Origin of the sequence: Pseudarthrobacter sp. IC2-21 (genome assembly GCF_034048115.1) — a bacterium.
Taxonomy (GTDB): Bacteria; Actinomycetota; Actinomycetes; order Actinomycetales; family Micrococcaceae; genus Arthrobacter; species Arthrobacter naphthalenicus.
The window spans coordinates 4,030,897-4,048,874 of sequence record NZ_CP139145.1 but is presented as its reverse complement, the minus strand read 5'-3'; the positions used below and the strand labels follow the sequence as shown (position 1 = coordinate 4,048,874).

General features: G+C 66.6%; 20 protein-coding genes. 7 read left to right on the top strand and 13 right to left on the bottom strand.

Features of this window, described 5'->3' with window-relative positions; genetic code table 11:
- Positions 1–41: 41 nt before the first annotated feature.
- Both SBP01_RS18725 and SBP01_RS18720 read right to left on the bottom strand, forming a co-directional pair.
- Positions 42–797, bottom strand: a complete 756-nt coding sequence (locus tag SBP01_RS18725; RefSeq protein ID WP_414004244.1) for a FadR/GntR family transcriptional regulator — start codon at positions 795–797, stop codon at positions 42–44.
- A gap of 108 nt (positions 798–905) precedes the next feature.
- Complete coding sequence (locus SBP01_RS18720) at positions 906–2,753, bottom strand: glycoside hydrolase family 15 protein (RefSeq protein WP_320536882.1); 1,848 nt, start codon at positions 2,751–2,753, stop codon at positions 906–908.
- 121 nt (positions 2,754–2,874) lie between these two features.
- Between SBP01_RS18720 and SBP01_RS18715 the strand changes: the two genes are divergently transcribed.
- Positions 2,875–3,837, top strand: a complete 963-nt coding sequence (locus SBP01_RS18715) for a polysaccharide deacetylase family protein (RefSeq protein ID WP_320536881.1) — start codon at positions 2,875–2,877, stop codon at positions 3,835–3,837.
- Positions 3,838–3,858: 21 nt separating this feature from the next.
- On the opposite strand, the gene SBP01_RS18710 is transcribed toward SBP01_RS18715, so the two are convergent.
- Entirely contained in the window at positions 3,859–4,479 is a 621-nt protein-coding gene (locus tag SBP01_RS18710) for a DedA family protein (RefSeq protein WP_320536879.1), read from the bottom strand.
- A 180-nt stretch (positions 4,480–4,659) separates the two neighbouring features.
- Here SBP01_RS18710 and SBP01_RS18705 point away from each other — a divergent pair, with 180 nt between their 5' ends.
- Together SBP01_RS18705 and SBP01_RS18700 are read left to right on the top strand one after the other, a co-directional pair.
- On the top strand, positions 4,660–4,926 hold the full coding sequence (locus tag SBP01_RS18705) for a helix-turn-helix transcriptional regulator (RefSeq protein ID WP_320536878.1): 267 nt from the start codon (positions 4,660–4,662) through the stop codon (positions 4,924–4,926).
- Entirely contained in the window at positions 4,923–6,167 is a 1,245-nt protein-coding gene (locus SBP01_RS18700; protein ID WP_320536877.1) for a type II toxin-antitoxin system HipA family toxin, read from the top strand. Before SBP01_RS18705 ends, SBP01_RS18700 begins: the two co-directional genes overlap by 4 nt.
- A gap of 42 nt (positions 6,168–6,209) precedes the next feature.
- Here the strand turns inward: SBP01_RS18700 and SBP01_RS18695 are convergent, their stop codons facing one another.
- The gene (locus SBP01_RS18695; RefSeq protein WP_275215783.1) at positions 6,210–6,827 is read right to left on the bottom strand and encodes a uracil-DNA glycosylase; all 618 of its coding nucleotides are present in this window, start codon (positions 6,825–6,827) and stop codon (positions 6,210–6,212) included.
- A gap of 126 nt (positions 6,828–6,953) precedes the next feature.
- Between SBP01_RS18695 and SBP01_RS18690 the strand changes: the two genes are divergently transcribed.
- Positions 6,954–7,463, top strand: coding sequence for a hypothetical protein (locus SBP01_RS18690; RefSeq protein ID WP_275215784.1), 510 nt, complete (start codon positions 6,954–6,956; stop codon positions 7,461–7,463).
- On the opposite strand, the gene SBP01_RS18685 is transcribed toward SBP01_RS18690, so the two are convergent.
- The 5 genes from SBP01_RS18685 to SBP01_RS18665 are packed head-to-tail and all read right to left on the bottom strand — an operon-like array spanning position 7,460 to position 11,064.
- Complete coding sequence (locus tag SBP01_RS18685) at positions 7,460–7,840, bottom strand: RNA-binding S4 domain-containing protein (protein WP_320536875.1); 381 nt, start codon at positions 7,838–7,840, stop codon at positions 7,460–7,462. The genes SBP01_RS18690 and SBP01_RS18685 overlap by 4 nt on opposite strands.
- Positions 7,841–7,883: 43 nt before the next feature.
- Positions 7,884–8,882, bottom strand: a complete 999-nt coding sequence (locus SBP01_RS18680) for a HAMP domain-containing sensor histidine kinase (RefSeq protein WP_320536874.1) — start codon at positions 8,880–8,882, stop codon at positions 7,884–7,886.
- Positions 8,875–9,543: a response regulator transcription factor gene (locus tag SBP01_RS18675; protein WP_275215786.1), complete on the bottom strand. Its 669-nt coding sequence runs from the start codon at positions 9,541–9,543 to the stop codon at positions 8,875–8,877. The genes SBP01_RS18680 and SBP01_RS18675 overlap by 8 nt, the downstream gene beginning before the upstream one ends.
- A gap of 4 nt (positions 9,544–9,547) precedes the next feature.
- Positions 9,548–10,246, bottom strand: a complete 699-nt coding sequence (locus SBP01_RS18670) for a DedA family protein (RefSeq protein WP_320536873.1) — start codon at positions 10,244–10,246, stop codon at positions 9,548–9,550.
- A gap of 26 nt (positions 10,247–10,272) precedes the next feature.
- A complete protein-coding gene (locus tag SBP01_RS18665) occupies positions 10,273–11,064 on the bottom strand; it encodes a phosphatase PAP2 family protein (RefSeq protein WP_320536872.1) in 792 nt (263 codons plus the stop codon).
- Positions 11,065–11,203: 139 nt separating this feature from the next.
- On the opposite strand from SBP01_RS18665, the gene SBP01_RS18660 reads away from it, so the two are divergent.
- Complete coding sequence (locus SBP01_RS18660) at positions 11,204–12,088, top strand: cytochrome c oxidase assembly protein (RefSeq protein ID WP_320536871.1); 885 nt, start codon at positions 11,204–11,206, stop codon at positions 12,086–12,088.
- Here SBP01_RS18660 and SBP01_RS18655 read toward each other — a convergent pair.
- The 4 genes from SBP01_RS18655 to SBP01_RS18640 form a co-directional block, all read right to left on the bottom strand.
- Complete coding sequence (locus SBP01_RS18655; protein WP_320536870.1) at positions 12,085–12,744, bottom strand: GntR family transcriptional regulator; 660 nt, start codon at positions 12,742–12,744, stop codon at positions 12,085–12,087. The two genes, SBP01_RS18660 and SBP01_RS18655, sit on opposite strands and share 4 nt — an antisense overlap.
- 118 nt (positions 12,745–12,862) lie before the next feature.
- Positions 12,863–13,816, bottom strand: coding sequence for a transketolase family protein (locus SBP01_RS18650; protein WP_320538389.1), 954 nt, complete (start codon positions 13,814–13,816; stop codon positions 12,863–12,865).
- Positions 13,817–13,857: 41 nt separating this feature from the next.
- Positions 13,858–14,730 carry a transketolase gene (locus tag SBP01_RS18645; RefSeq protein WP_320538388.1) on the bottom strand — a complete coding sequence of 291 codons (873 nt, stop codon included), beginning with the start codon at positions 14,728–14,730 and terminating at the stop codon, positions 13,858–13,860.
- A 65-nt stretch (positions 14,731–14,795) separates the two neighbouring features.
- Positions 14,796–16,133 carry an MFS transporter gene (locus tag SBP01_RS18640; RefSeq protein WP_320536869.1) on the bottom strand — a complete coding sequence of 446 codons (1,338 nt, stop codon included), beginning with the start codon at positions 16,131–16,133 and terminating at the stop codon, positions 14,796–14,798.
- A 190-nt stretch (positions 16,134–16,323) separates the two neighbouring features.
- Here SBP01_RS18640 and SBP01_RS18635 point away from each other — a divergent pair, with 190 nt between their 5' ends.
- Complete coding sequence (locus SBP01_RS18635; protein WP_320536868.1) at positions 16,324–17,148, top strand: sugar phosphate isomerase/epimerase; 825 nt, start codon at positions 16,324–16,326, stop codon at positions 17,146–17,148.
- A gap of 43 nt (positions 17,149–17,191) precedes the next feature.
- Complete coding sequence (locus tag SBP01_RS18630) at positions 17,192–17,968, top strand: SDR family NAD(P)-dependent oxidoreductase (protein WP_320536867.1); 777 nt, start codon at positions 17,192–17,194, stop codon at positions 17,966–17,968.
- Positions 17,969–17,978 lie beyond the last annotated feature (10 nt).

Sequence of the window (17,978 nt, the reverse complement as noted above, 5' to 3'; positions counted from 1 at the left end):
TGGTGATGGGATTCTTGCTGACGCGTTGGTGGCGGAAAGTTTTAGTGATTGAGGATGGAATCGAGGGCGATGCCCACGGCGCGCAGATGTTCGGCCATCGCGCTGCTGGCTTCGGCGGCGGTCTGGGCTTCGATGGCCTCGAGAATCCGCTGGTGCTCGGCGTCGGAGGCGTGCTGGCGGTCGGCCACCATGTTCAGCGTCTCGGACTGGAAGGCCAAGGCACCCCTGATGTCCGCCACCACGCTGGCGAACACCCTGTTTCCGCTGGCACGGGCGATGGCGGCGTGGAAGCTGGAGTCCAGGGCCACCCAGGACTCGGGGTCGGTTTCGGTGGTCATGGCGGCCACGATGTGGCGGAGGGTTTCCAGCTCTTCAGCAGTCCGGCGCTGGGCAGCCAGTCCGGCGGCGGGAACTTCGATGTGGGGGCGGGCCTCGGTAAGGTCCCGGGCCGAGTACTGTCCGAGGGTGAGATCGTTGGCCACCTTGTTGGCCACCACAAACGTGCCCTTGCCGGTCTTGGTGACCGTCAGGCCCAGCGCTGTGCAGGAACGGAGGGCTTCGCGGATGACGGAGCGGCTGACGCCGTACTGCTGCGACAGGGAAGCTTCGGAACTGAGCTTCCCGCCCACCGCCACGACGCCGGACTCGATGTCACCGCGGATGGCGTTGAACACCGCTTCGGCAGCGCTGAGTCTCGCGAGCGGCGGGACCGCCGTGGCCGGAGTCTGGAGTGCGGGGGGCTGCTCGCGTAATGGATCTGCAGGCTGTCCTGCTGTCCGGCTGTCTGACAGGTTCACCCCTCAAATATGGCACGGGTCACAGAGTGTGTCAATGTCTGAGGCGGCCCACGCGCCGGGACGGCGGCCCAGTTGGGGGCCGGCGCCGCTCATTTCCCGCACCATGGGTCAGGACTGTGAGGCCTTCCGTCGCTGCGCCTTGAGTAGGCGCAGGCCGCTGGACAGCACCCCCACGTGGCTGAAGGCCTGCGGAAAGTTGCCAAGGAACTCCCCGGTGTCCGGGTGGATCTGTTCAGGGAACAGGCCCAGTGGGTTGGCCCGCCTGCACAGCGACTCGTAGAGTTCGTGCGCCTCATCCAGCCGCCCCTGGCCGGCCAGGTTGTCCACGAGCCAGAAGCTGCAGAGCAGGAAGGCGCCCTCACCGCCGGGCAGTCCGTCGGGTGACGCAGCAGGCAGGTAGCGGAAGAGGAGCCCGTTGCCTGCATCCAGGTTGGCTGCTATGGCGTTGGATGTGGATACCATCCGGGGGTCATCGAACGGAATGACATTCCTGATGGGGAGGGTCAGCAGTGCCGCGTCCAGTCCGCCCTGGCCGCCCAGATGTTCGGTGAAGGTGTGCCGTTCCGGGTCCCAGGACAGGCCGAGGGCCGCCCGGTGGATTTGCCGGGCCGCCGCCTCCCAGCGCCTCTTCGGATAGGACAGCCTGTGCTTCCGGGCAATCTGGATGGCCCGGTCCAGGGCCACGTGGCACATGGCTGCCGAGTAGGTGAAGGGGCGGCCATCACTCCGGACTTCCCAGGGTCCGTTGTCCGGTTTCTTCCAGCTGGCGATGGCTGCTTCCACAATGGGCACCAGGGTGGACCACAACTGGTGGTCCACGGGCTGCCCGCTGTTGGACCACTGGTAGGCGATATCAACAATTTCTCCGTAGACATCGTGCTGCACCTGGTGGACCGCGCTGTTTCCCCACCGCACCGGGGATGACCCGCGGTAGCCTCGCAGAACCGGATCCACCACCTCGTCCGGAGGCTGGGACCCGTCCAGCGCATACATAACGTGCGGGACGCCGTCGCGCTCCACATTCGTCAGGACCCAGGCGAGGAAGACGTCGGCGTCGCTGCGGTCACCGATCCGCCGGAACACATAGTTGGAGAAGGACGCGTCGCGCACCCACGTGTACCGGTAGTCCCAATTACGGGCAGCGCCGGGCCACTCAGGGAGCGAGGACGTGGCGGCGGCCATGATGGCGCCGGTCTCCGCATGGTCAAGCAGCTTCAGGGTGATGGCGGACCGTTTCATCAGCTCTGCCTGGGAACCCTCGCAATTCAGATTTGACGCCCATTCCCGCCAGGCTCTTACCGTCTGGTCGATGAGCCTCTTTGCGTCGGGGCGTTGGCGGAGGCGGAACCGCCCCGACCAGTACAGGGCCGCGGTCAGTGTTTCACCGGCGCGCAGGGTCAGCTCGGTACTGAGCCCGCGGCCGTCAGGATGGAGTTCCTCCGATGACCACAGGTAGACCTCCTGCATCCCGTCCACAGGCCAGTCGAAGCGCCAGCCGGATGCGAGCTGATCAAAAGTGGCACCGGATTTGGGTTCGATCCGAATGCGCACCCGCACGTTGCCGCCCACGGCCTGAGCGTGCCGGAGCAGTTCGCTCCGGCCGGCAGGGACGGGTTCGGCAAGGTTCGCTCCGGAGCGCAGGGTAAGGCAGTCCGTCACCTGCAGCATTCCGCGGTCCGAAAACAGGGACGTCACCACCACCCCGGAGTCCTCTGTGTAGCGCTGGCCCGCGGACAGGAGCGGCACGGGCGTGATCTCGAACCGTCCCCCTGCCTCGCTGTCCAGAAGGCCGGCAAGGAACGGCGGGCTGTCGAATTCGGGCAGGCACAGCCAGGAGATTCCGCCGTCCCGCCCCACCAGGGCACACGTTGACCCGTCGCCGATGAGGCCGTGGTCCTCAATGGGCAAGTAGCCGTCGAGGCGCTCCACCGGACGTGAATGTGCCGGAGCATGCATGCCTGCTGGCTCCTTCAGTGGTTTCCTGTACCTCTTAATTCTCCCGCTGTTCCCTGACCTTTTCCACCGCCTTGGGCCTTTCTGCCCTTCCTCGGGGCTCTTCGTCCTGCCACGCTGAAGCATGAGCCCGCTCTCCGCCAAGGACCGCCGGATTTGGGCTGCCGTCCTGGCCGCGGCGCTGGTGATTGGCCTGACCGTGTGGGGGATGGTGCTGTTGAGTGCCCCTCCGGCGGGCGGTCCGGCAACCTCAGTTTCGCCGTCGGCCGGGGCCATCACCGGGGTTCCCTCCTCGACTGGCGCGCCTGCCACGGCGACGGCTCCGGCGACGACGCCGCCCCCTCCCGCCGAGCGGCTTCCGTCCCCGGCGCCGACGGCTCCGCCGGTGGTGGGCCCGGAACCTCCCGTCACGCCGCAGCCCCCGCCGCCGCAATCGCCCCCCGCGGCGCCGTTCCCGCGGGCGCTCCTCGGCCAGGACATTGAAGCAATACCGGGTGCGGGACGGGTCGTCGCACTGACGTTCGACGCCGGCGCGAACTCGGCTGCCTTGCCCAGCATTCTGAACACACTCGCGCGGGCCGGAGTGCCGGCGTCGTTCTTCCTTACCGGGAGCTGGGCGGCAGCGAATCCTGCCGGCGTGTCCGCGATTGTGGCCTCCGGGCACCGTGTGGGCAACCATTCAATGACTCACCCCGGCTTCACCGGACTCTCGGAAGCCGGAATCGCGGCCGAAATTCAGGGGGCGCAGCAAGCCATCCTCGCCGCTGGGGCGGACCCCGTGCCGCTCTTCCGTTTTCCCTTCGGCGAACGGGACGCCCGCACTATCGCGGCCGTGAACAACCTCGGCTACGTGCCAGTCAGGTGGACCGTGGACACGCTCGGCTGGAAGGGGACCAGCGGGGGAATCAGTGCGCAACAGGTCGCGGACAGGGCGCTGGCCGCACTGCGGCCGGGCGAGATCGTCCTGATGCACATCGGGTCCAACCCGGACGACGGCACCACCCTGGACGCGGACGCCCTCCCGCACATCATCGACGGCGTCCGGCAGGCCGGCTACGGCTTCGTTACGTTGGACAGCCTGCTGTAAGCGGTGTGCGGGGGAAGCCTGCTATTCCCCGTTTGATGTCCGTTCCCTGCGCCACTCCCGCAGGCGCCATGCCACCAGTGCGGCAACGGCTACCGCAGCGATGATGACGGCGAGGTCCTGGCCGGCTGCCTTGGCCACGGCCTCATAGGAGTTGCCGGCAAGATAGCCCAGCAGGACAAAGCCCATGCCCCAGACGAGGCCGCCGGCCGCGTTGAAGAGCAGGAAGCGGCCGTAGGGCATCCGCGACGCGCCGGCCAGGGCGGGCATCGTTGCGCGGAAGAAGGCGACGAACCGTCCCAGAAAGACCGCCCAGCCGCCCCTGCGGCGCAGGAAGCCCTGCGCCTTGTGGACCCGTCTCCTGTGCCGGGACAGCGATCTGGACTTCAAAAGGCGAGGGCCCAAATGCTTCCCGACCTCGTAGCCCACGGTGTCGCCCAGAATGGCAGCGGCCACCACAACAAGCATCATCAGCGGCAGCTGGACTTCGCCGCGGCTGGCCACCACGCCACCCAGGACCGCTGCTGTTTCACCCGGAATGACAAAGCCGACGAACAGCGCGTCCTCGGCGAACACCAGGCAGAACACGGCGATGAAGGCCACGAGCGGGTTGACGTTCAGTATGCCATCGATGAAGCCGCTCATGGGGACATCCTAGGCCCGCCGGAGGGGAACACGAGGCGTGGCGGCGGAACTCAGCCACTACCCATCGGATACATTCGTCCGGCACGTTCGTGCCGATCCACCGCTAGTCAGAAACCCGTGGCGGGCGTAGGATCGTGCCAGCCACTAAAAGCGGCACGATCGTACCTATTGGAGGTTGCGGTGGAACCCCTCGCCAGCATGCTCGCCGCCGAGGTCCGCCTGCGGCGCGGGCAGCTCGGCCTCACCCAGCGCGATCTCGCGGACATGGCCGGGGTCTCGGAACGGTTCGTACGTTTTGTGGAGCAGGGCAAACCCAGCGTTCAGCTCGATTCCCTGACCGCGGTCCTGGACACCCTGGGCTTCGAACTCCGGCTCACCACCAGGACCAGCCAGGCCGACCGGGCCCTCGCGGAGAATGCCGGCGCCCACCCGAACACGCAGCCATGACGCACCGCATCGCAGATATCTACAAGGCCGGCGTCCTGGCGGCCAAGCTCGAACGGCACGACGGCGGCACCCGGTTCAGCTACCTCCCGGCCTACCTGCAAAGCGGGGGACCCGCCGTCGCCAGTTCCCTGCCCCTCACCGCCGAACCCGTGATCTCAGCAGCAGGAGCGGCGCCGCCCTACTTCACCGGGCTGCTCCCGGAGGGGCGCCGGCTCAACGCGCTGCGCCGGTCCATCAAGACCAGCGCCGACGACGACCTGTCCCTGCTCATCGCCGCCGGGGCAAACCCGGTGGGCGACGTCCAGATTGTGGGCCACGGTGAACCGCTGGACCCGGACGAGCACGCCGTGGAGCTGGACCCCAAGCTGCCCGTGGATTTCGACCAGCTGCTGGGCGACCCTGACCTGATCGACCCCGTGGCCCTCGCCGGTGTGCAGGACAAGTTGTCCGCCGGGATGATCTCGCTGCCCGTTGCCAGCGCCGGCAAGCGGTTCATCCTCAAACTCAATGCCCCCGAATTCCCGCACGTGGTGGAGAACGAGCTGGTCATGTTCCGGTACGCGGCCAAACTCCGGATCCCGCTAAGCCCGGTGCGGTTGATCAGGGATGTTGAAGGACGGCCCGGGCTGCTCGTGGAGCGTTTTGACCGGGTCCCCGTTCCGGGCGGTCAGCTTGACCAGGTTCAGCGGCTCGCCGTGGAGGACGGCGCCCAGGTGCTGAAGCTCTACCCGGCCGACAAGTACAACGTGGGGTACGGCACGGTGTGCCACGCGCTGGCAGATCACTGCGCCGCCCGCCTGCCGGCCCTGCGCAACCTCGCCATTCAGGGGGCTTTCGCATGGCTGAGCGGCAACGGGGACCTGCATGCCAAGAACGTCTCCATGGTCCAGCAGCCGCACGGAGAGTGGACCATTGCGCCTGTTTACGACATTCCCTCCACGGTGGTCTACGGCGACAAGACCCTGGCCCTGACCCTGAACGGGAAGCGGAGCGGAATTTCGCGCCGGCATTTCCTGGGCTGGGCGACGGACCTCGGGCTCACCGGCCGCACCGCGGACCAGGTGGTGGAGCTGGCCCTCAGGGCGTCCGGTCCGCTGATCGCCGACCTGGAGGCAGGCACGGCCTTCGCCGGCGGCACCGGTCCGGGAAGAAACGACGACGGCGCTTCACCCTTCCCGAACATGGTCACCAGGGCGTGGGTGAAGGAGCTCAAGCACCGCAGGCGCCTGCTGGAGGGGTGAGGCACCACGGTAAGTGCCGCCGTCGTACTTAAGAGCGGGAACTCAGAGGTGCTGGATGCCTGCCCGCTGCATGGCGTCCTTGTAGACTTCCACGCTCTTGGCCAGGAGGTCCTCCTGCTTGGCCTCGGAAACAGCAAAGGCCCGCCCGCCGAGCGCGCTGGCCTTATAGATCTTGATGCCGTTGTTCTTCAGGGAGGAATGGTAGGTCTTCTCGAAGAGGGTGAGGAACGTGGAAGCGTCGGTGCCGTGGGCGATGACTGCCGAGACCCGGCGGTTGATTTTCAGGAACTGGCGGAACGGCCGGAGGCCATCGGTCTTTTCCTGAACGTTCAGGGCCGAGGGCAGCTCCGGATCGCGGACCCACGGGTAGGCGTTCCACGGCATCACGTAGCGGGGATCGAGTTCCGCGAGTTCGTAGATCTGCGTGGCACGGCGGGCGGCTTCGTCATCGTTGAAATGGGAGACGAACCCCGATTCGGTACCCTTGCCCGGGCTCACATGGAGGCTGACAATGCGGCATTCGTCCTCGTCATGCACGGGATCGATGTAAGGAACAACGGACCCTGGCTTCTTTTCCATCAGTTCGTCGCAAAGCTGCGTTACCGCCGCGATGTTTGGTTCCTGTAGCAGGGCCTTTTTTTCGTCCCAGTCAATCGTCACGATCTCTCCCTCAGCAGCAAGGCGTCCAGAATCAGGCGTCTAATGCCACTCTACGCTTTTGGACGTTTCGGTGCGCAGCCGGGACGGGCACACCGGACCGGTGCCCGCCCGGGTAACCTCGTCAGGGTGAACAGGAAAACGCTCAAATCCGACGGCTTCGCAGGCTTCAGGCAGTTCGACGACCTCGAGATCATGAGGGTGCCGCAGGGCACCGGCGTGTTCGCCGTCCTCAGGCCCAACGAGTACGAACCGCACTTCCTGAAACGAAGCACCGCCGGTGTCTTCAAAAAGAAGATCCCCACGCTGCCGGCCGAAACGCTGTTCCAGGAGTGGGTGGACGGTGCGGACATTCTCTACATCGGCAAGGCGGGGCCGGGAAGCAAGGGCAACCGGGGCCTTCGCAGCCAGATCAAGGAGTTCCTGGACTTCGGCCGGGGTTTGCCGCCGGGACACTGGGACGGCCGGCTCATCTGGCAGCTGACCCACACGGACGAGCTGATCATCGCGTGGAAAGAGCTGCCCGCCGAAGAAGTGAACCAGGCCGAGGCCGCCTATCATGCTGCCTTCGTGGCGGACCACGGCCGGCTGCCGTTCGCAAACCTCGTGCAGGCCAGGTTCAAAACAGGCCAGGCTTAGGAGCCTTTGAGCCGTTCCATCTCGCGCCGGTCCTTCTTGGTGGGCCGTCCGGCGCCGCGGTCACGCTGCGGCAGCCCCAGCGCCGGTGCCACGGGGCGGGGCGGGGTGTGGTCCGTGAAGCAGTGCGATGCGGCCTCGGCCCCCACCCGTTTGGCGATCAGGCGGCGGACCTCAAGGATGCGTTCGAAGCCGGACATGCGGATGGTCACGGTCTCACCCGTCACCAGCGTGGCCGAAGCTTTCGCGTGGCTGCCGTTGAGCCGCACATGGCCGGCCCGGCACGCGGCAGTGGCGGCGGAGCGGGTCTTGTAGGCGCGGATGGCCCACAGCCACGCATCAAGGCGGACGCTGGCGGGGGAGGCGGGAAGGCTGGTCATGGCTGGCACCGAGTATACGGCGTGGCGCATGCGTACCGGCAGTTCAGGGCGTGACCAGCGGCAGGACGATCCGCATAGTGGTCCCGCCCGGGCCGGTCCTGGCGATCTCCACCGTCCCCCCGGCGGCAGCAGCCACATCGCGGACCAGCGCCAGCCCGATGCCGAAGCTGCGTTGCGCCCGGGTTCCGTCCGGACGCGCTGTCCTGACGAAGCGTTCAAAAATCCTGTCGCGTTCGACGCCGGTGATCCCGTTTCCCGTGTCCGTCACCGTGATCACCGCGTGCCGTTGGTCCGCTGCAGCGGCCAGGGTGATGGTCCCGCCGGCCGGAGTGTGCGCAAGGGCGTTGTCAGCCAGGGCAAGGATGGCCCGGCGGAGGCTGCTTTCGTCGATCCGGGCCAGCGGACGCGCGCCCGCGGTGACGGCCACGCTGACATCCTGACCGTCTGCGATGGTCCGGACACTTTCCGCCACAGCCTCCACCACTCCCGCCACGTCAATCGGCTCCGCCGGCATTTCTGCGGCGTCTCCCGTGGCCGCCAGGAGCAGTTCGTTGACAATGGCCGTCAGGGCTGAGGTGTCCTGGCGGATCCGGGCCAGCGCCTGCCCCGGCTTTGATTGGGGCGGGGTATCGCGCTGGGCCAGCTGGATCCGGGCATCCAGGATTGCCAGCGGCGTCCGCAGTTCGTGGCTGGCGTCCTGGACGAACCGGCGCTGCAGGGCCATCGCGGCACCCAGTGGTTCGATGGCGCTGCGGGCACTGAACCAGCCGATTACCCCGGCAAGGACGATCCCTGCCGCACCGGCGATGATCAGGGCTTTGAGCAGGTCCTTGTAATCAAGGTAGGCAAAGTCGGCGGCCGGGTTGGAGGTGCCGGGAAGTTCCGGGTGGGACAGCTGGTTGGTCAGGTAGATCGCGGCTCCTGCGAGCAGGCAGAGGACCATCACGGCGCAGGCGGCACTGATGCGCACGGCGATCCGCAGTGAGGCCTTGCGGAGGGTGGCCTGGTCCGGGTCTGCCGCGGCCCGGCGTCGTTCATTCATGACCGTCCCCGATCTGGTAGCCCACGCCGTGGACGGTGCGGATCACATTCCGGGAAATCTTGCGGCGCAGGTGGTGGACATACGTGTCGATCACGCCGGGCTGGTCGGTGGAGGGGAACACGGCGCCGATGAGCTCGTCCCGGCTGAAAACGCGGTCCGGCTCCGTCGCGAGGGCTGCCAGCAGCTCGCACTCCTTCGCGGTCAGCGTCACCAATGGACCATAAACGGACCGCACGGAACGGCCCACGGCGTTCAGTTCCCAGTCGCCGATACTCATCGTGGGCTGTGCGTAACTGCGGGTCAGCGCGCGCAGCCGCGCACCCAGCTCGCCGGCGTCGAACGGTTTGGTCATGTAGTCATTCGCGCCGGCGTCCAGGCCCCGGACCTTCTCATCCGTTGCGCCCAGCGCCGTGAGGATCAGCACCGGCGTCGAAATCCCTTTCGCCCGGAGGGCGCTGATCAGGGCGATGCCGTCCATGCCGGGAAGGCCGCGGTCGATCACCATGACGTCCCAGGGTTCCCCGAGGGCGGCCCCCAGGCCGGTCCGGCCGTCCGCTACCAGGCTGATCCGGTAATCGCTTTCCAGCAGCTCGGCAATAAGCGGGCCCAGGACCGGATCGTCCTCGACCAGAAGCAGGGACGGCCGGGCATCTGTTGTCATGGGGCTATTCTTCCGTGATCAGCTCTTCCACGGGCTGATTCCCGGGTTCTTCGGCCGGTTCGCCGCTGGTGCGCTTGTTCTTCCGGCTCTTAAGGTACTCAATGCCCCACGGGATGACGGAGATCAGGACCATGGCCACCGCAATCAGGTCGATGTTGTTGGCGATGATGTCGAAGTGCCCCAGCCAGGAACCCAGCAGGATCACCGACGCCGACCACGCCACCGCGCCCACAACGTTCCAGAGGGCGAACTTCCGGTACGTGTAGTGGGCTATGCCTGCAGCCAGCGGGGCGTAGGTGCGCACGATCGGCACGAAGCGGGCCATCACCACCGCGCCACCGCCGTGCCGGTGGAAGAACTCTTCAGTCCGGGTCAGGTGCGAGGTCTTCAGGATCCGGGCATCATCCTTGAACCACCGGCGGCCGAACTTCCGGCCGAGGAAGTAGCCCACCTGGTCACCTGCCACCGCCGCGACGGAGACGACGCCGATCAGCAGCGGGAGGGTGAGGTTCAGCTGCTGATGGAGCAGCCCCGCCGTGAAGAGGAGCGAGTCCCCGGGCAGGAACGGGAAGAGGACACCGGATTCGATGAAGACCATCCCGGCGATGACCGCCAGGGCGGCCGGCCCCAGGCCCTCAAGGAGGCCCGCCGGATCCAGCGGTGAAGAGGCGGCTACCGTGGCCAGTGCATGAAATGTCTGCATGATGCCTTTCTAGGGCTGAAAAGTCTTTAGGGCAGGAACGGACGCGTGACCGCGTTCACCGGTACCCGCTGCCACACCCGGGGCGCCAGCCAGTTCCAGCACCCGCTCACCAGGATCACAGCTGCGGTGCCCGCCAGCAGTGACCCGGCGACGTCGGACGGGTAATGGACGCCGATGTACAGCCGCGACCACGCCACGAGGGCCACCACCACCACGCCGGCAACGGCCGCAAACTTGGCCCGGCGCGTCCCGCGGGCCAGGAAATACACGGCGAAGGCAAGGGTCACGGCGAACGTGACGTGGCCGCTCGGGAAACTGTCCGCACCGTTTTCCGGGGCCAGCGGATCGAACAGCAACGCGGAATCCGGGCGCTGCCTGGCCACCAGGACCTTGAAGAATTCGCTCGCCGCCCAGCCGGACACGGCCACCAGGCCAAACGCGACAGCATTGACGGGGGCCCGGCGCACCAGGAGCAGGAACAACGCGACGGCGGCGATCAGCAAAACCCCGGTGACGGGTCCAAACAGCACATTCAGGGCCATGGCCACGCCGGTCAGCAGGGCAGCGTGATGCCGGCTGAGGCTCTGGTCCACGCCGAGCTCGTCGGTGCTGATACCCGGAACGTCGGCAACGGTGATGCCAAGAGCCACCACGGCAGCCGCCAGGACGATCCCCCACAGGGCCCAGAGGCGGGGCCGGGGCAGGGCAAGAAGCCGCGTGCTTGCGCCGTTCGGGGTGCGGGCTCGGCTGGCGTCCGTCCGGGTGGCGGTGTCTGCAGAAGCAGTGGGCAAACTCTGGCTGTGGACGGTCTCAGGCATCAAATACTCCGGCTCGCTTTCTGCGGCCGGCCGGCCGCTTCAGGACCAGTCTTTCCCAGGGCCCTTAAGGAATCCTTAAGAATGAAGTACGCCATGGAGTGCCCGGCGTTTTCCAAGGAACGTCCCTTAACCTTGGCCTGTGCCCCCCTTCGAAGTTGTCTTAGGTGCCTGGCAGGCCGACTGGGCCGCCCTGATTCTCATTGTTTCCGCCGGCGTGCTGTACGCGCTCGGTATCCGGACGGCAGCGGCCCGTGGCCGCCGGTGGCCGTGGTGGCGGACCGTGGCGTTCTACCTGCTGGGCCTGGGATCACTGACGGTCCTGACCTGCGGCTTTCCCGGCGTCTACAGTGCGGAACTCCGGTGGGCGTTCACGCTGAAGATCTCCCTGCTGCTTTTTGTGGTGCCGCTGCTGATAGGGCTGGGGAAGCCCATTTCCCTGGCTCGTGCGGCGCTTCCGGCCGCGGGCATCGCGCGGCTGAACGCCGTGCTGTCCCACTCGATGGTGCGCTTTTTCAGCAATTCACTGGCCGCCCCGCTGCTGGGGCTGGCCCTCTTTGCGACGTTCCTGACGCCGTTCTTCTACACCCTGAGGACGGATCCGGTGGCGGAGGCCCTGCTGACCGTAGGTGTCCCGTTGCTGGGCCTCCTGATGGCGCTGCCGATCATTGAGGAGGCGGACTTCCAGCGGTCCAGCGCCTTCATCACGCTCGAATTCGTCTTTGTCTTCATCGAGCTGCTGGTGGACGCCGTCCCCGGGATCCTGCTGCGCCTCAACGGCCAGGTGCTGGACCATGTGACGGCAGTGGCGGGCTCGGCGCCGGCCTGGTTCCCGGGCGCCCTCCGGGATCAGCAGCTTGCCGGGGATCTCCTCTGGTTCATCTGCGAAATTGTGGACCTGCCGCTGATCATCCTGATGTTCATGCGTTTCTCACGGAGCGACAAGCGCGAGGCCCGCAGCTTCGATGACCTCACGGACCAGGAACTGGACGATCTCAACGCCGAGCACCTGAGGCGGGGCCGCTAAGAGACCAGGTTCGCGGCGGCGGTGTCCATGTGTTCGCGGATGGTCTTCCGGGCCAGTGAGGCGTCACCGGTCTCGATGGCGGCAACGATCTCGTAGTGCCGGTCCACGCTCATGTTCTTCATGCCCTTGTCCTGCCCCGCGAACATGATGGACATCCGGATGGACCCCTCCAGTGACTCCCACGAGTGCAGCAGGGTTTCGTTGCCGGTCAGGCGGCATAGGGTCCGGTGGAACTCCAGGTCGGCTTCGATCCGTTCCTGCAGGCCGGCCTTTTCCGCCGCGGCCATGGCCTCGATGGCGGCCTTGAGCGAGCGGATGGCGTGCTGACGGTCGGGGAGTTCGCACAGCGTGCGGGCAGCCAGGGACTCCAGTGCCGCCCGGACCGAGTAGATATCCCGGATCTCCTTTGCGTCCAGGTGCCGCACGGAGAGCCTGCCGCGCGGCCCTGCGGAAAGCAGCCCCTCCTGTTCGAGCTGGCGCAGCGCTTCGCGGAGCGTGCCGCGGCTGATCTGGAGCATGTCGGACAGTTCGGTTTCCACCAGATGCCTGCCGGGTTCCAGCTCACCGCTGGTGATGGCGGCTCGCAAAGCGGCGAGGGCCTGCTCGCGGAGGCTCCTCTTCTGCAGTCCCAGCAGCGGTGCTGTAGCTCCGGCCATGATGTATGTCCTCGATGTCAGTGGTCGACTGTTTACAGTCGATCTGTTAACAGTCGATGTTACGGCAGAAGCGCGGCGCCGGGGTGGGTTCGGCGCCGCGCTTCTGGTGGATTTCTTCCTACTTCAGTTCTGCGAGTACTTTCGCCACGATTTTTTGGATGCTGAGTCCGTAGCGGTCGTGGAGGGTGGGGAGGGCCCCGGCGTCGAGGAACTGGTCCGGCAGCGCGATGGGCACCACCCGCTTTCCCAGCCCTGCGGTGACGACGGCGGAGGCCACGGTTTCGAAGAGGCCGCCGATCACGCTGTGGTTTTCCAGGGTGACGGCCAGGCGGTCGGTGTTGAGTTCGGCGAGGACGGTTCCGGCGTCGAACGGCTTGATGGTGGGAGTGTGCACGACGGCGACGTCCACGTTGTGTGCCGCCAGGGCCTTGGCTGCGTCCAGGGCGCGCATGGTCATCAGCCCGGAGGAGACGAACACGACGTCGTTTCCGCCGCGCAGGACCTTGGCTTTGCCCAGTTCGAAGGTGTAGCCGTACTCGTCCAGGACGGTGGGCACGTTCCCGCGCAGCAGCCGGAGGTAGGTGGGGCCTTCGGCGGCGGCGAGCTGGGGGACGGCCTGTTCGATGTCGATCGAGTCGCAGGGGTCCACGATGGTCAGGTTGGGCATGCCGCGGAAGATCGCCATGTCCTCGGTGGCCTGGTGGCTGGGTCCGTACCCGGTGGTCAGGCCCGGCAGGCCGCCCACGATGTTCACGTTCAGGTTCGGCTCGGCCGAGTCCAGGCACAGGAAGTCGTAGGCGCGGCGGGCGGCGAACACGGAGTAGGTGGACGCGAACGGGACGAGTCCGGTTTCGGCCAGGCCGGCGGCGGCGCCGAAGAGCAGCTGTTCGGCCATGCCCATCTGGAAGAACCGTTCCGGGAAGGCCTGGGCGAAGATGTGCATGTCCGTGTACTTGCCCAGGTCCGCGGTGAGGCCGACAATTTTGTCGTTCTCCTGTGCGGCTTTGACCAGGGCGTGGCCGAACGGTGCGGACGCGGTCTTCTGGCCGGGTTCGGCGAAGGACGCGATCATCGCCGAGGTCTTGAGCTTTGGTTTGGCGGCGGCGGCGGTGCTCACTTGGTGTCTCCTTCGGCGGTTTCGTATCCGGCCGTCAGCTGTTCGCGGCAGGTCTGCCATTCGTGTTCCTCGATGCGCATGAAGTGCGCTTTCTCGCGCTCCTCAAGGAGCGGCACGCCGCGGCCTACCTTCGTGTCGCACAGGATCACGGAGGGGCGTCCGACGGCGGCGGCCTGGTTTGCTGCGTTGTCGAACGCTGCCAGCAGCGCACCGACGTCGTTTCCGTCCACGCGCTGGGTGTACCAGCCGAAGGATTCCCACTTTTCGGTGACGGGTTCGGTGCGGAGGACGGTGTCGGTTTTGCCGTCGGCCTGCAGGGCGTTGATGTCCACCATGGCGGTGAGGTTGCCGAGCTGGTGGTGGTGGGCGCCCATGGCCGCTTCCCAGGTGGAGCCCTCGTCCAGTTCGCCGTCGGAGAGGAAGTTGTAGATCCTTGCCGTGGAGTTCTGGTAGCGCAGGCCCAGGGCCATGCCCACGGCGATGGTCAGGCCGTGGCCCAGGGAGCCGCCGGAGATTTCCATGCCCGGGGTGTAAGTGGACATCCCGGACATCGGCAGGCGGGAATCGTCGGAGCCGTAGGTTTCGAGTTCTTCCACGGGGACGATGCCGGCCTCGGCCAGGGCTGCGTAGTGGCCGATGGCGTAGTGGCCGGTGGAGAGCAGGAACCGGTCCCGGGCTTCCCATTCCGGGTCTTGGGGGCGGTAGCGGAGCTGGTCCGAGTAGACAGCGGCGAGCATGTCCGCCGCGCCGAGGGCCTGGCCCACGTAGCCCTGGCCCTGGACCTCGCCCATGTTCAGGGCGTGGTGGCGGATCCGGTAGGCGGCGGCACTGACGCGGTGCAGGCGTTCGGCGGCAGTTTCCTGGGTCATGCGTTCCTTCTGCGGGAGTTCAGGCGTGTGCGGTTCGTGAAGCTTCAGGTCCGGGGTGGTGGTCATCAGACGCTCACCGTGTTGGGGGTGCTTTTGGTGGCCTCATCCGCGAGCTGGCGCTCACGCTTGCCCCAGGTTTCGCGGGTGGCTACCGCGGCCCAGAGGCCGATGGCGGCGTAGGCGCCGAAGAGGAGCGCCGGGCCCATCCAGCCCAGGGCAACGAACAGCAGGGTGGTGATGAACGGGGTGAACCCGGAGACCATGGCCGAGATCTGGTAAGCCAGGCTGGCGCCGGAAGCGCGGGTCCTGGCCTGGAAGAGCTCGGGGAACCAGGCGCCCTGGGCGCCGGCAAGGGAGTTCTGGCAGACGGCGTAGGAGATGACCAGGGTGGCGATGATGAAGAAGAACATGCCGGTGTTCACCAGCAGGAACATGGGGACCGCAAACACCACGGCGAAGGCGCAGGACCAGAGGTAGACGGGCCGGCGGCCGATCCGGTCGGTCAGGCGGGCCCATGCCTGGGTGGCGAAAATGCCGATGGCGGAGGCGATGCAGAGGGCAACCAGGGTCTGGGTCTTATCGGCCAGGTGCTGGCTGTTGAGGTAGGAAATCATGTAGGTGATGGAGACGGCGTAGCCTGCGGTCTCGGCCACGCGGAGGCCGATGCCCTTCACAATGTTGCGCCAGTCGGTCTTGATGACCTCCACGATGGGGGACTTGACGATGTCGCCGCTGTCCTTGACCTCATCGAAAACGGGGGACTCGGGCACCTTGGAGCGGATGATCAGGCCGACGATCACCAGGATGATGCTGGCGAGGAAGGGGATGCGCCAGGCGAGTTCGCCGCCGAAGTTCACACTGACCAGGAAGACGAGGTTGGCCAGCAGCAGGCCCACGGGGAAGCCTGCCTGGACGATGCCGGTGTACTTGCCCTTGGATTTCCACGGTGCGTGCTCGTAGCTCATCAGGATGGCGCCGCCCCACTCGGCACCGAATGCCAGGCCCTGGACGATGCGGACGAAGACCAGCAGGGCCGGAGCCAGCAGGCCAACCTGTCCGTAGGTGGGGAGCAGGCCGATCAGGAACGTGGCCACGCCCATGAGGATGAGCGAGGCGACCAGCACGGGCTTGCGGCCCACCTTGTCGCCGAGGTGGCCGCCGATGATGCCGCCGAGGGGACGGGCGGCGAAGCCGACGCCGAGGGTGGCGAACGCTGCCAGTGTGCCCGTCACCGGATCGCCGGTGGGGAAGAATGCCGTGCCGAAGTACAGGGCGGCTGCCGTGCCGAACCCGATGAAGTCGTAGGTTTCGATGACGGCGCCAACGCCGGAGCCGATTGCGACGCGCCTGGCGTCTTTGGTGCCATGCACGTGGCCGCGCATTTTCAGAGCTTCATTGCCCATTGCTGGATCCCTTTCGAAAAGCGTTCCCGTGCTTCCGCCGGGCCGCTGTGTCGACTGTTAACAAATGATATGCCAGTGTGACCCGCGTCATGCGTCAATGTCAACAGTCAATGTTTGAGGTTGACTGTCAACAATGAATTGGCCTACAGTGATTCACATCACCACCCGCTTATCCAGAGGATCAACGACGATGTTCAACTCCCGACTCGGCTGCTCGTCCATCAGCTTCAGGCACCAGGACCTGCCGGCCGCCCTGCGGACCATCAGCGGCCTGGGCTTCGAAGAGATCGATCTCGGCGCCCTCCCCGGTGTCTGTGACCATGTCCCGTACAGCCTGGATCAGGCCGCCGTCAGCGCCGTGACCGCGGAAGTGGCCGCCTCCGGGCTCCGCGTCCGTTCAGTCAACGGGGATATCGGCGATCTCAACGTAGTGCTCGACGCCGATGCAAGCGAAGCCCGCGAACGTCACCTGGAGGCGCTGCTCACCCTCGCCGCCGGCACCGGTGCGAAGGCCCTGGTTCTCCCGTGCGGGGCGCTCAGCCACGAACCGGTCCGAAGCCTCCGGGAGGACCTGGACCTCATTGCAGCCCAGCTCACCCACGCCGCACAACGCGCGGCGGAGTTCGGCGTCGAGCTCTGGACCGAGTCCCTGCACTTCCTGCGGTTCTGCTGGAACCTGGAGCGCGCGGAACTGCTGGCCCGGCGGCTGGCGGGGACCGGCGTCGGGATTGTCATGGACTTCAGCCACATCGTTGCCGCCGGCGAGGATCCGCTGGAGTACCTCGAACGGCATCAGGGCCGCATCTCCCACGTCCACCTCCGCGATGCGGTGCCGGGCAACATCAACCTGAGCATCGGCAACGGCCAGGCAGACTTCGCAGCCGGCCTCCGGGCGCTCGCCGCGAGCGGCTACACCGGGCACTTCTCGCTCGAACTCGAAACCCGGGACGTCACGCACGACGAACGCCCCGCCGCCGCAGCCAAAGCGGCAAGCTTCATCACCGACCTCATCTGACCCCTCACTTCTGAACCACCACCCAAGTAACCCAAGGAGCATCATGACTACCACGACTCAGCGCACCGCAGTCCTCACCGGAGCCACCTCCGAGCGGGGCATCGGCATCACCACTGCCCGCCGCTACGCCAGCCAGGGCTGGGGTGTGGTGATCCTGGACCTCGACGGCGAGAAGTCCGCCAAGGTCGCCGCCGACATCGGCAACGAGTTCAACGTCCCGGCGTTCGGCCACGAGATCGACGTCGCCAACGAAGCCTCCGTCACCACCGCATACGCAGCCGTCAAGAAAGAGATCGACGCCGGCATCCTGCCTGCTGTGGGCGCCCTCGCCAACATCGCCGGAATCACCTCCCCGGTCCCGTTCCTCGAAACCACCCTGGAACTCTGGCACAAGGTCATGGACGTCAACGCCACCGGCACCTACCTGGTCACTAAAGCGTTCCTGCCGGACATGATCGAGAACGGCTGGGGCCGGATCGTGAACATGTCCTCCGTCTCCGCGCAGCGCGGCGGCGGCGTGTTCGGCAAGGTCCCCTACTCCGCTGCCAAGGCCGCCATCCTCGGCTTCACCAAGGCTCTGGCCCGCGAAATCGGCGCCACCGGCGTCACGGTCAATGCCATCACGCCCGGCGCGGTGGACACCAACATCCGCGTGGGCAGCACCGAGGAGCAGGAAGCCGCCATCAACGCCGGCATCCCGCTGGGCCGCAACGCCACCACCGAGGAAGTCGCCGCCGTCATCACATTCCTGTCCTCCGAGGAATCCGCGTACCTGACCGGCACCACCATCGACATCAACGGCGGAAGCCACATCCACTAGCAGCGGCAAC